The organism is Enterococcus sp. E4-223 (assembly GCF_035727065.1).
Classification (GTDB): Bacteria; Bacillota; Bacilli; order Lactobacillales; family Enterococcaceae; genus Enterococcus_B; species Enterococcus_B faecium.
Genome location: NZ_JAPMLH010000007.1, coordinates 53,227 through 66,894 on the forward strand (window position 1 = coordinate 53,227; position 13,668 = coordinate 66,894).

Annotated in this window: 9 protein-coding genes; 7 read left to right on the forward strand and 2 right to left on the reverse strand. The window is 38.2% G+C overall.

Annotated features, from left to right (window positions below; all coding sequences use genetic code 11):
* Positions 1–392 precede the first annotated feature (392 nt).
* The 4 genes from tdc (at position 393) to OS139_RS10295 (ending at position 7,974) form a co-directional block, all read left to right on the forward strand.
* Positions 393–2,228 (forward strand): tyrosine decarboxylase, encoded by a 1,836-nt coding sequence (tdc, locus tag OS139_RS10280; RefSeq protein WP_002331956.1) that lies wholly within the window; start codon positions 393–395, stop codon positions 2,226–2,228.
* Positions 2,229–2,532: 304 nt separating this feature from the next.
* The gene (locus OS139_RS10285) at positions 2,533–4,011 is read left to right on the forward strand and encodes an amino acid permease (protein ID WP_002307870.1); all 1,479 of its coding nucleotides are present in this window, start codon (positions 2,533–2,535) and stop codon (positions 4,009–4,011) included.
* Positions 3,977–5,308 carry an amino acid permease gene (locus OS139_RS10290; protein ID WP_002287558.1) on the forward strand — a complete coding sequence of 444 codons (1,332 nt, stop codon included), beginning with the start codon at positions 3,977–3,979 and terminating at the stop codon, positions 5,306–5,308. Before OS139_RS10285 ends, OS139_RS10290 begins: the two co-directional genes overlap by 35 nt.
* 113 nt (positions 5,309–5,421) lie before the next feature.
* Positions 5,422–7,974 (forward strand): HAD-IC family P-type ATPase, encoded by a 2,553-nt coding sequence (locus OS139_RS10295; protein ID WP_016628201.1) that lies wholly within the window; start codon positions 5,422–5,424, stop codon positions 7,972–7,974.
* A gap of 6 nt (positions 7,975–7,980) precedes the next feature.
* Here the strand turns inward: OS139_RS10295 and OS139_RS10300 are convergent, their stop codons facing one another.
* Positions 7,981–9,420: a helix-turn-helix domain-containing protein gene (locus tag OS139_RS10300; RefSeq protein WP_325066906.1), complete on the reverse strand. Its 1,440-nt coding sequence runs from the start codon at positions 9,418–9,420 to the stop codon at positions 7,981–7,983.
* Positions 9,421–9,563: 143 nt separating this feature from the next.
* Between OS139_RS10300 and OS139_RS10305 the strand changes: the two genes are divergently transcribed.
* Entirely contained in the window at positions 9,564–9,926 is a 363-nt protein-coding gene (locus OS139_RS10305) for an MmcQ/YjbR family DNA-binding protein (RefSeq protein WP_002331953.1), read from the forward strand.
* A 118-nt stretch (positions 9,927–10,044) separates the two neighbouring features.
* On the opposite strand, the gene OS139_RS10310 is transcribed toward OS139_RS10305, so the two are convergent.
* Positions 10,045–10,968 (reverse strand): LysR family transcriptional regulator, encoded by a 924-nt coding sequence (locus OS139_RS10310; protein ID WP_237558234.1) that lies wholly within the window; start codon positions 10,966–10,968, stop codon positions 10,045–10,047.
* A 119-nt stretch (positions 10,969–11,087) separates the two neighbouring features.
* Here OS139_RS10310 and OS139_RS10315 point away from each other — a divergent pair, with 119 nt between their 5' ends.
* Complete coding sequence (locus tag OS139_RS10315; RefSeq protein ID WP_002287550.1) at positions 11,088–11,999, forward strand: ACP S-malonyltransferase; 912 nt, start codon at positions 11,088–11,090, stop codon at positions 11,997–11,999.
* Positions 12,000–12,005: 6 nt separating this feature from the next.
* Positions 12,006–13,652: a malonate decarboxylase subunit alpha gene (gene mdcA, locus OS139_RS10320; protein ID WP_002307877.1), complete on the forward strand. Its 1,647-nt coding sequence runs from the start codon at positions 12,006–12,008 to the stop codon at positions 13,650–13,652.
* The last annotated feature ends 16 nt before the right edge of the window (positions 13,653–13,668 follow it).

Sequence of the window (13,668 nt, forward strand, 5' to 3'; positions counted from 1 at the left end):
AATTTCTGAAAAAGCATATAAATGCCGTTAAAAAAGGTTTTTTATGTTATAAAATTTGAAAAACAGATAATTCTATTAAAAAATAAATTGTGAATTTTTAACAATATAAAAAAATAAAAATATGTTTAGTGAATGAAGGACAGTCATTTTATTTATTTGTTCGTTTTTTTTAGGTTATCTATTTTAGAAGACTGATTTATTGAAAAATTGTTCGTTTTTTTGCGTTGAATTATCAGAAAAATCCGACTTTATTTATTTTTGTTTGTAAAAATCTACGTGGATTTGATGTTATAAAAAAAAATTTCTCATTTTTGGCGCTATAGTGAAGAGGTGTTACAGATAAACACATGTATCTGCGAGACATTGACCAACAAAATATGGAGGGAAGAAAAATGAAAGATATGGATATCAAGGCCGTCTTTATAGGCGACAAAGCTGAAAATGGACCAGTTTATAAAATGTTGTTGAACAAGATGGTAGATGAACATCTTGGATGGAGAGAAAATTATATTCCTTCAGATATGCCTGCAATTAGCGAAGGAGATAAGCTCACTCCAGATTATCTAGCCACCCGCGACCATATGATAGAGGTCTTGGATGAAGTCAGTCAGCGATTACGCGCAGGATCGATCCCATGGCATTCAGCAGGCCGTTACTGGGGACAAATGAATGCTGAAACATTGATGCCTGCTTTATTAGCTTACAACTATGCGATGCTGTGGAACCCAAATAATGTTGCATTGGAATCTTCTATGGCAACTTCGCAAATGGAAGCAGAAGTAGGACAGGATTTTGCTTCATTATTCAATATGACAGACGGATGGGGACACATTGCAGCAGATGGTTCTATTGCTAATCTTGAAGGATTATGGTACGCCCGCTGCATCAAATCGATTCCTTTAGCTGTCAAGGAAGTGCTGCCTGAAAAAGTGAAAAAAATGTCTGAGTGGGAACTTTTGAATTTATCTGTTGAAGAAATTTTGGAAATGACCGAAAGCTTTACGGACGAAGAAATGGATGAGGTCAAAGCAGCTTCTTCCCGTAGCGGAAAAAATATCCAAAGATTAGGGAAATGGCTGGTCCCTCAAACAAAACACTATTCTTGGATGAAGGCGTTAGATATTTGCGGAGTCGGCTTAGATCAGATGGTTGCTATCCCAGTTCAAGAGGATTATCGAATGGATATTAATGCTTTGGAAAAAACAATTCGTGAATTAGCTGAACAAAAAATCCCAATTCTAGGTGTGGTTGCTGTCGTAGGAACGACAGAAGAAGGTCAAGTAGACAGTGTAGATAAAATCGTCCAATTAAGAGAAAGGTTAAAAGATGAAGGGATCTATTTCTATTTACATGTTGATGCCGCATATGGCGGCTATGCGCGTTCACTGTTTCTAAACGAAGCAGGAGAATTTGTGCCGTATGCTTCCTTAGCTGAATTCTTTGAAGAACATCATGTTTTCCACCACTGCGTAACGATTGACAAAGAGGTATATGAAGGGTTCAGAGCTATTTCAGAAGCGGATTCTGTCACGATAGATCCTCATAAGATGGGCTATGTCCCTTATGCTGCTGGAGGAATCGTAATCAAACACAAAAATATGAGAAATATCATTTCTTATTTCGCGCCATATGTGTTTGAAAAATCAGTAAAGGCTCCAGATATGTTAGGAGCTTATATTTTGGAAGGATCAAAAGCTGGAGCAACCGCCGCCGCCGTCTGGACAGCACATCGTGTATTGCCATTGAATGTGACCGGATATGGTCAATTGATTGGGGCTTCAATCGAGGCAGCTCAAAGATTCAGAGAATTTCTCGATCATCTGACTTTTACTGTTAAAGGAAAAACAATCGAAGTCTATCCATTGAATCATCCTGATTTTAATATGGTCAATTGGGTATTCAAAGAACAAGGCTGTACAGATTTGAACGCTATCAATGAATTAAATGAAAAAATGTTCGATCGGTCTTCTTATATGGATGGCGATGTTTATGGTGAACGGTTTATTACTTCTCATACTACATTTACACAAGGAGATTACGGTGATTCTCCGATTCGTTTTATTGAAAGAATGGGTCTAACGAAAGAAGAATGGAAAAAAGAACAGAAAATCACTCTGCTACGCGCGGCTATCATGACTCCTTATTTGAATGATGATCGAATTTTCAATTTTTATACAAAGGAAATCGCCAAAGCAATGGAAAAGAAACTAAACGAAATCATCCAATAGAACTGATTTTTGTGTGAAAGAATAACAAGAGACATATGGAGAACAGACAATTATTTGCTTCATCAAAACAATTGTATTTCCCCCTGTTTTTCATATATTCCTCGCCAAGATATTCTTTTTTATAAAACGTTCTATAAGTTGGATCGTTCGTTTCATGTATCAAACCCAGTTCACTAAGATCGTTCAATGGATGTTTCGGTGATACTGGGTTTTGTACTGAATCGATGAAACCTTGTTATTTCTGTTCTTGAACAAAAATAAAAGAAAACAAAAACATATGTCGCTATTGAAAGAAGGAATAAAGATGAAAGATACTGGTTCATCAAAACAAATCACGACCATGACCTTTATCGGAATGACCTGCGCCCTTGTAGCAAGTGTACGAAATATTCCAGATGTAGCAGCAACGAGCTGGACGATGATTTTTTACATGCTGGTTGCAGTATTATTGTACGCTTTTCCAATCTCATTGATCTCTGGTGAATTTGCCGGAATGTTTCCCCAAAAAGGTGGTCCAGAACTTTGGGTATCGAATGCTCTGGGAAAAAAATGGGGATTCGTTGTCTCATGGCTGTTATGGGTCCAAATGTTTCCTGGGATGGTGATGGTCGCTTCAGCACTCGCTCCGTTGTTTGGTAATATTATCGATAATGTGCCGCTTGGTTTGAACAGCAAATTTACATTAGTTGTTATTTTAGTCGTTTATTGGATCATCACTTTTTTGAATTTGAAATTTGATATGGCAAAAATCGGCGGAAAAGTCGGTGTTTGGTTAGGATTGTACGTGCCTTTGACGATGATGCTCTTATTAGGGTTTGCTGCGTGGATCAAAGTTGGGATCGTACCAACCGGAACATTAGGCAGTTTTTCATGGGACAAATTAATACCAGATACTACGACTGCATCCTCATTTGTTTATTTTGCGCCGATCATGTTTATTTTTACTGGTATCGAAATGTCCTCTGTGTATATCACTCGGTTGAAAAATCCAGTTAAAACGTATATTCGCGGAGTATTTGCCGCGTTAATTTTTATATTTTTCGTCAATATTTTGAATGCTTTAGTTGTAGCAAATGTCGTACCAAAAGGACAAATGGAATTGAATAATATCGCGCAATCTATTTCGATTTATTGCCAAATTCTTGGTTTGCCACATCTTATTGTGAATCTGTTTAGTTTACTTGTCTTCATTGGTGTAGCAGTCCAATTATCTGCTTGGGCCTCAGGACCAGCAAAGACAGTGACAGAAAGTGCTAGAAAAGGTGCGTATCCACCAAAATTCAATTTTTGGAAGACGAATCAATTTGACGTATCCAAATCCGTTATTTTGACTCAGTCTGTCATTATCTCAATCTTTGCACTTTTTTATTTGCTGATTCCTGGCGTCAATCAAGCATTTTTGATGCTCGTAAATTCAACTACTGTTATCTACTGTATCGTCTATGTCATCATGGGGATCGCAGTTTTGAGATTGCGTTATACACATGCAAAGTTGAATCGACCATTTAGAATTGGAAAAAAAGAGAAAAAGAGCAATCTTGGAGTTTGGACTGTCGTTATTGTTTTATTTGCGGCAATCGGATTTTCTGTCGGACTGACGATGAAAGCTGGAACATGGATCAATCTAATTGCAGTCACAGCCATCAGTGTCATTTTGTTTGTAGTACCACTCTGTATTGAAAAAATAAAGAAACCTTCTTGGGAACAGGAAGTCGCCATGCTGCTTGAAAAAGAAAAAGGTGAACTTGATGGAAAAACCGGCAATGAAACGGACTCTAACTAATCGAAATATCCAGTTAATCGCATTAGGTGGCGCAATTGGAACAGGATTATTTTTAGGTTCAGCAAAGGCAATTGCATCAGCAGGGCCAGCTGTTATTCTCGTTTATTTGATATGCGGTTTGGCTATTTATGGTTTGATGCGGGCCATGGGTGATTTATTTTTAGCAAATAGTACATTTAACTCTATCAGTGATTTCGTTGACTATTATTTAGGCAAAAAGTGGGCATTTTTTGTCAATTGGACTTATTGGCTTTGCTGGCTTGGAGCTGGACTTGCGGAATTAACAGCAATAGGATTGTATATCCATTTCTGGTTTGTACATGTACCAGCTTTGATAAGCGGAGGTAGCGCACTAATGATCTTAATGGCAGTCAACCTTGTTGCAGTCAAGTGGTTTGGTGAATTGGAATCTTTTTTCTCAATTATCAAGATCTTGGGGATTTTCCTTTTTATCTTATTGGGTATAGGATTGAGTGTCTCAGATTTTCATACCCAGTCTATCGGAATCAAAGAAAATTTTGGACAGATCGATGAATTACTACCGTTTGGCTTTGCTGGAATGGTAGTCTCATTTCCTATGGTTTTATTCAGTTTTGCTGGAATTGAAATGATCGGCTTAACCGTTGGCGAGACAAGTGATCCGCAAAAGAATTTGAAAAAAGCAATCAACTGTCTGCCTTGGCGTATTCTCTTTTTCTATATAGGAACGATTTTGTCGATTTTATTTGTTGTTCCATGGCATTGTTTAGATTTAAAAGAAAGTCCTTTAGTGACTATGCTGCAAGTGATCCATTGCCAAGGCGGAGCAGCAATTGTCAATCTAATGATTTTGGTTGCTTCTTTGTCCTCAGCAAATAGTGCAGTCTACAGTACTAGCAGGATTTTATATCAAACAGCAAAAGAGAAAAGTTTGCCCCATTGGTTTTGTGCGCTTTCTAAGAAAGGCGTACCTTTACACGGTATTTTAATTACAGGAATGTTATTTTTTGCCGGTCTTTGTCTACATTTTTTTGTAGCTGATAGTCGATTGTTTTTTCAGCTTTTGGCAGGCATGACAACGAGTTGTTTTCTATTTGTGTGGTCTTCGATCTTGTGTGCACATGTTCAATTTATTAAAGAAAAGAAACGGAACACTACACAAAGATATAAAGATCTTGCTTTGTTGGTGTTTTTTACTTCAATTGCTTTCAGCTTGTTATTCGAAAGCACGACACGCTTTATTCCTTTTTTATTGGTTATCTGGTTTGTATTCTTAAATTTTGTATATAAAAGAATAAGCAATAGAAATATCAGTTAGGCCCAGATACATTCTGCAAAACGAATTATTTCAGACCTCCCTGAAATAATCGATACGCCTGAAAAAACTTCCCTGCGTATAATAACAGTATCAATTAAACAGGAGGGGATAGGATGAACTGGTACAGATTGACGGTAGAAGATGTATTGAAAAACTATCAAACATCAACAGAAGGCTTGTCGCAAGAAGAACGACAGAAACGCCTGACTGATCAAGGATATAATGAAATAAAAGCAAGGCAGCAGACAAAACGATGGAAAAAAATAGCAAAGCACTTTACTGATCTGCTGATGATCGTGTTGATCATTGCCTCTTTTTTGAAATTTGCTTCTAGTGAATATATTGAAGGAAGTATTATTTTATTCGTAGTGATCGTCAATGGACTCGTTAGTTACTGGCAAGAAAGAAAAGCGGAAGAATCATTGAATGGTTTGAAGCAGCTGATGGGACAAGAAGCGATAGTACTATCAGACGGGATGCAAGAAAAAATCCCTGCGAAAGAACTGGTAAAAGGAGATGTCATTGTCTTACGTGCCGGAGATGTCGTTCCAGCAGATATCCGATTAATCGAAGCACATGATTTATTAGTGGAAGAATCGATTTTGACGGGAGAATCAGAAGCATCTGAAAAAAGTCATGCCGTTTTGACAGAAGAAGAATCGATCGGCGACCAGAAAAATATGGCTTTTTCAGGAACGCTTGTACAATCTGGTTCTGCAGTCGGTGTCGTTGTAGAAACAGGAAACACGACAGAAATCGGTAAAATCAATCAAGCATTGCAATCGGTCGAACAACAAACGACGCCTCTGATTAAAAAAATCAACCGATTAAACAAACAAATTTTTCAAGGCATTCTTTGTTTGAGCCTATTCTTAGTTATTTTTACGACATTTCGATATGGTATGGATTGGCATATCCTTCTTTCGGCTATGATCGCTTTGGTGGTGTCAATGGTACCCGAAGGATTGCCAGCTGTTTTGACCATGATCCTATCTGTCGGAGTAAATGAAATGGCAAAAGAAAAGGCAATCATCAAAGGACTGCCTTCTGTAGAAACATTAGGTTCTATGACAGTGATCTGTTCAGATAAGACAGGGACATTGACAAAAAATGAAATGACAGTTGTGGATATAGCAGCAAAAGAAGAAGCCTGCGTGTTGTCCATTATGAAAAACTGTCAGGAATTAAAAACAAAAGAAGAACAGAAAACAGAAAATTTAAGTGGCAATCCGACAGAACTTGCACTGATTCGACACACAGAAACAGCCAATCTGCCTTTGAAAAAAATAGAAGCAAAGATTCCGTTCAGCTCTGAATACAAATATATGGCAACGATGCACACGGAGGAAAAAGGAGCGGTGATTTACGTCAAAGGTGCGCCAGAAGTATTATTGGCTAAATCAACTCTTTCTTCTTCAGAACAAGAAGCATGGGGTCAAACAGCCACAGCGTTTGCGAAAAAAGGTCAGCGTGTTTTAGGATTTGCTTATAAAAAAGTAGATTCGAAACAGGAACTCACGCATGAGACTTTAACCCAATTAACTTTTGCAGGGATTGCCGGGTTGATCGATCCGCCAAAAGAAAGTGCAGTCAAAGCTGTAAAGGAATGCCAACAAGCAGGGATCTCAGTGAAAATGATTACGGGGGATCATAAAGACACAGCAAAAGCGATTGCGGAACAAATTGGCTTAAAACATACTGCTAAAGTTTTAGAAGGGATCGATTTGGATCTTATGTCTGATGAAGAGTTGATTCGACAAGTACCAAAAGTCGATGTCTTTGCTCGAACGACACCAGAACACAAACTGCGAATCGTGAAAGCTTTGCAGAAAAATGGAGAAATCGTCGGAATGACCGGAGACGGCGTAAATGATGCACCTGCTTTGAAAAGAGCCGATATAGGAATCGCTATGGGAATCAAAGGTAGTGAAGTAAGCAAACAGGCAGCTGATATGGTTTTAGGAGATGATAATTTCCATACGATCGCAAAAGCCGTAAAAGAAGGTCGGCGCATTTTGGATAACTTGCAAAAGACCATCAATTTCTTCTTACCAACTGCATTAGCTCAAGGATTGATCTTGATTTGGGCGCTGATACTGAATCGGCCGCTACCTTTGTCCCCAGTACAGATTTTATGGGTCAATATGGTAACGACAATTACTTTATCTTATGCATTAGGGTTCGAGTCGCCAGATCCAGAAATCATGAAGCGTCCACCAAGAGATCCAAAGCAAGGAATCCTATCAGGTTATCATTTGTTTCGGATCATCTATGTCGCACTACTGATCATGGTTCCTGCCTATTTATTGGCTATGCAATTTGAAGGGCAAAGCTTACAGCAAACCATTCTTCTGCAAAATATCGTCTTAGCTCAAGCTGTTTACATGATCAATTGCAGAGAGTTGTCCAAGCCGTCATTGAACCAAGGTCTTTTGCAAAACAAATCGCTTTTTCTTTCATTGGGTATCCTTGCTTTATTGCAGGGGATGGTTATTTTTCTGCCAATCGGCCAGCAGCTGATCGGTACAGTAAGTTTAACGATGACACAACAGTTATTGATTGGGGCAAATGTGATTCTTCTATTCTTGGTTGTAGAAATAGAAAAAGGGATCATGAATAAACTGTTTCGCAAAAAAGAAAAAACAGCTAGAGAATACAGTCGCTAGCCGTTACTATAAAAAAGTTTTGAAAGTGAGTTCAGTCAAACGATTGAGCTCATTTTTCGTAGGAATAGAAGAAATGTATACGATAGGGATATCTAGAGAATCCAGCGGGAAATTGGAAATCAAGATATCTGTTTTTTCGAAAGAAATAGTGGAAAGATCGGTTAGTTCGATAGGTAAGAAGCAGACACGTTTTCCTAGATAATCTTTTAATTCCTGCTGCAAGAACGCCTTCCATGAAGGTTCTCCTTGGAAAATAAAATAGACATTGAACAAATTCGGTTTGATAGAAAAAATCGTTTGTTGGATCAGTAAAGACAAGAGCTGGAGAAAGTAATTTGGTTCATTGATTTCCATTTCTTTTTTTAGATCGTTCAGTAAATTCTCTTTCTGTTGATACAAGTGTGCATATTGCTGATCATACGTCTCTAAAAAACGATGGTATTGGCGTTCCAAAGGTTCAATCAGTATCGGCGATTCATGATATTTTAATACGAGGAGAGCCAAGTTATCAGTCAGAGACGTTTTTTTTAGCTGATCAAGAGACAGCTCTAAAGCTAATTCCTCTACAAACGTTTCGATGCGTTCGAAAAATGGAGAATGATGCAGGCAGCGAGCGGTTTCTTGTCCATAGTTATTGTTGTAATTCCAACTTTCCAGAAAGCAGAAAGAAGCAAAAGAAAGCTCAGTGTCTTTGAGATAAATACCTTCCGTTAAATACAATTTTTTCAATGCAGAGTCATACAGGGAGGAGAGTGTACTGTTGATATGGATAGAAGAATCTAATCGGCAATTCGCTTTTATACGGATCGTATTGATAAAGAACCAACATGTTCCAAAAATCTCTTCTGTTTCAACCGCTAGCTCCGTTCGATTTATTGTTTTTAAAAATTGAAAATAATGGGATTCATGAACCGAATAATCTTCGAAAAAATAGTTGTTATGAGTAAAAGGAATCAGCAGTCGATGATAGAAAGTGCGAATCGCACGCTCTTTCCCAAGAATAGAAGCGGTATATTTCGTCAAATCGATCTGCAAGTCGTAACTTGCTAAACGCTGATTGATTTTAGTCACATGTCTTTTCAATGTCCCATAAGAAAGCCCATGGTCGGCTAGAAAATCAGGGACAGCAACTTTTTTTGTAAAAAGCAGACTTTTCAATAGTTCGACACTGACTGATTGTTTGAAAAAAATCTCCCAAAGGTCGTTTGCTAATAAATTTTGCTGGTTTTGCAAACTAATCCCTGCTTGATCGCTAATGATGTCCCAGCCTTCAGGCAGTTGAGAGCGAATAGATTGAAGGTCAGAATAAATCGTTCGTTCGGTTGTCCCTATGATTTCAGCTAATTCATTTACGGTTATCTTTGTATGATTCAGCAATTGTTCTACTAAAGAAACATGACGTCGAATATCTTTTTCGGTAATGATTTTTTTCATTAGTGAATACATCAATCAGACTCCCTTCTATTCTAAGAATACGGAGAAAATAAACGGTGGTCAAGTTTCAACTGATTTTTCAACCAGTATTCATTTTTCTATTCTTACGTGGTATCTTTGAATAAAGCGAATCAATAAGAAAGAGATGGAAGCAGATGCTAACGAAAAAAGAACTAATCGATCACATCAATGAAACATACAATTTGTCTCCAGAATATATTTTTAAAAAATTTCCTGATTATTGCGTATTCAGACATCAAAAAAGCAAAAAATGGTTTGGGGTCCTGATGTCTGTTCCAGAAGAAAAAATCTATGATGATGCAAGTGACCATAGGATCATCAATATTCTTGATTTGAAGGTCGATCCTGAACTTGGCGGAATTTTGCGAGGAAAAGAGGGGTATTTTCCAGCCTATCACATGAATAAAGAACATTGGATCTCTATTGATCTACGTAAAATAAAAAAGCTAGATGAACTAGCAGATTTGATTGATGGAAGTTTTAAATCAACGCAATGAATGTCTAGGACAATAGAGAAGAGGTTGTGACAGAAATGTTTAGCTTCAAGAAATAAGAAGGAATTTACGAAAATTGCTTCTCAAATTTTTGGGAAATTTCGGCTTATTTTCTAAGAAATTACTTCTGGAACACCGTTTGTTCGAAAAAAGAGCTGCGACAAGAATTTTGTCCCAGCTCTTTTTTTTTTTTTCCTAAATAAAATTCCCGCATCGTTTTTGCAATCATTTTGATCAAAGGATGATCTTCTGTGAAGCTAGAAGATAAATAAATTGTTCGTGTCAAGGGCAAATCTTTGATTTCCCGCAAGACGAAAGGATCATTTTTATCGTAAGACCAAGAAACTTTTGGGAAAAAGCTAACAGCTAATCCTTGCTTGACAATAGAACGTAATGTCGCAGGATCATCTGTCGTCGAACTGATCGTCAATTCGATACTTTTCGCTTCAAGTGCTGCATCCAGTGTATGACGGAAGGCGTTGCTCTTTGACAGCATCAAGATGGGGGTGCGTTGGATATCTTCTAATTGCAGATGTTCTTTTTTCGCAAGAGGATGTTTCTTAGGAATGGCGACATAAACAGGTTCTTTCATGATAGGAATATTGGTCATGCCAGGCTTCATCTCCGAAGTGATGTACAGTACAGGATCGGTAATATCATCTGGTAAATGATGTTGCATGATCGTTAATTGGATATCAGGATGCTTTTCCATAAAAATTCGGACCAAGTTCGGAATAGAAACAGAGGCTACCTCTAAATACAATATGACGGAAGTAACGATCTTCTCATTGACCGAAGACAATAATTTGATTCCTTCTTCTAATGTGTCTAATGTCTTGACTGCATATGGATAAAATTCTTCTGCATAAACGGTCGTCTCAATGTTTCTGCCGCTATGGTAAAACAAAGGGACACCTAATTCGTTTTCCAAATGTTTGATCGCACGGCTCAAGGCAGGTTGAGAAATAAATAATTCTTTGGCTGCTTGGGTAACATTTTTTGTTTCGAATACTTTTTTAAAATACTGCAGATGAAGCAATTTCATAATTATCCATCCTATCCATACCTTTTTGTTATGGTTTTTTCTTTTTTTGGCATTTTTTATTATAGCAGAAATTGACTAAGATAGCAGTGGAAAAAGTAAGTGCTGAGGAGGCGAGGCTCATGAGTACAGGTTTCTTATTTCCTGGACAAGGCAGTCAGAAGTTAGGGATGTTAGCGGATATCCCTGAAATGTACATGGAACGTTTAGAAAATGTGACGGGGTATCGGTTAGTTGATAAAGAAGAAAACTATCAAGATACGGTTTTTATCCAGCTAGCATTACTGACAAAAGCAGTATTTTATTTAGATGAAATGGAAAAAAACGGTATTCAGCCTGATATTGCAGCAGGACATTCGATTGGTGCTTTTTGTGCAGCTGTTGCTTGTCGATCTTTGAGATTTGAGAATGCAGCGGAACTAGTCTATCACCGCGCAGTCTTAATGAAAGAAGCTTATCCAAGCGGTTATGCAATGGGCGTAGTAGTAGGTGTGACGAGAAGCGAAGCTGAGGAAATTGTAGCAAAAACATTTGATCCTGACCATCCAGTTTATCTGTCAAATGAAAATTGTCCGATGCAACATACGTTATCTGGGAGTATCGAAGGTTTATCCGTTACGTTGGCAGAAGCCAAACGGCACCAAGCGCAAACAGCGAAGCTGCTGAAAGTCCCTGTGCCATCTCACTGTCTCTTGATGAATGATACGGTCAAGAAATTCAAGCCGTATATGCAGTCTGTCCATCTATCTGATGCTAGATGTTTGTATATAAAAAATACGGATGGAAGAGCCACTCAGGACGCAGAAGAGATTCGTAAAGATTTGTTGGAAAACCTAGCTTTCCCTGTGCAGTGGAACCAAATGATGGACTTGGCAAAAGAATTAGGAATGGATCTGACGATTGAATTTCCCCCCGGCAATACTTTGACAAAGCTGATTCATACAAAATTTGGTGTAGATAAAGGGATCCGTACGATCAATCTAGACCAACATGGTATTGATGACGCCACGTTTCTATATCAAAAATGGAGATGACTAATTATGGAAAAACCAAACCGCAACTGGGCTTCTAAACGCGAAAAAAAAGCGCAGCGATTGGAAAAAATCAGCAACTTGCTCAATGGCAAGTATGTAGAAACTGAAAAAATCGTAGAAGTAATGGAAAAACTGATTGCTCCCGGCGACAAAGTTGTATTAGAAGGCGACAATCAAAAACAAGCAAGTTTTCTTTCAGAAAGTCTTGAAAAAGTAGATGCAGAAAAAGTGAATGATCTGCATTTGATCATGTCTAGTATCTCACGACCAGAACATTTGAATATTTTTGAAAAAGGAATCGCAAGCAAGATCGATTTCTCTTATGCTGGTGCACAAAGCTTGCGTGTCGCCCAAATGATTGAAGACGGCACAATGAAATTAGGTGATATCCATACTTATTTGGAACTTTATGGACGCTTATTCATCGATTTGATTCCAAATGTTGTTTTAGTAGCTGCAGATAAAGCAGATAAAGACGGCAACTTGTACACAGGTTTCAATACGGAAGAAACACCAACAATCATCGAAGCTGCAGCTTTCAAAGATGGTATCGTGATCGTTCAAGTCAATGAAGTTGTCGATTCTTTACCACGTGTAGATATCCCTGGTGACTGGGTAGACGTTGTCGTGAAAGCAGATGAACCTTATCAATTAGAAGCTTTATTCACACGAGATCCTCAAAACATCACAGAATTGCAAATCCTAATGGCAATGATGGCAATCAAAGGAATCTACGCAGAGCACGGCGTACAATCTTTGAATCACGGTATTGGATTCAATACAGCAGCTATCGAATTATTACTGCCAACTTATGGTGAATCACTAGGGTTAAAAGGGAAAATCGCGAAGAACTGGGTATTGAACCCACATCCAACGATGATTCCAGCAATCGAATCAGGTTGGGTTGAAAGTATCCATAGTTTCGGTGGTGAAGTCGGTATGGAAAAATATATTGCTGCTCGCCCAGATGTCTTTTTCGTCGGTAAAGATGGCACGATGCGCAGTAACCGAACATTATCACAAGCAGCTGGACAATATGCAATCGATATGTTTATCGGTTCAACCTTGCAATTAGATTACGAAGGAAATTCTTCTACCGTAACAAAAGGACGTTTATCTGGTTTTGGTGGTGCGCCTAACATGGGACATAATCCTGGCGGTCGTCGTCATTCTACACCAGCATGGCAATCACTTCGCGACAATGATGATCCATTAGGTAAAGGACAAAAATTAGTTGTTCAAATGGTTGAAACATATGGTTCAAATAAAAAACCAGTCTTTGTCGAAGAATTAGATGCATTAGCTGTTCAAAAACAGGCAGGCTTAGCCAATGCACCAGTGATGATCTATAGCGAAGATACTACCCATATCGTGACAGAAGAAGGAATTGCTTATTTGTACAAAGCAAAAACAAAAGAAGAACGTCAAGCAGCAATTGCAGCAATTGGCGGTGTTACACCTCTTGGAATGACTAGCACGAAAGAATCACTAGATAGCTTGCGTGAAGCCGGCATCGTGAAATTACCAGAAGATCTAGGTATCAAACGCAGTGAAGCGAAACGTTCATTATTAGCTGCACAAACAATCGATGATTTGATCGAATGGTCAGATGGCCTGTATGAACCACCAATGAAATTCAGAACTTGGTCATAAAATTGGCGAGAAAAAC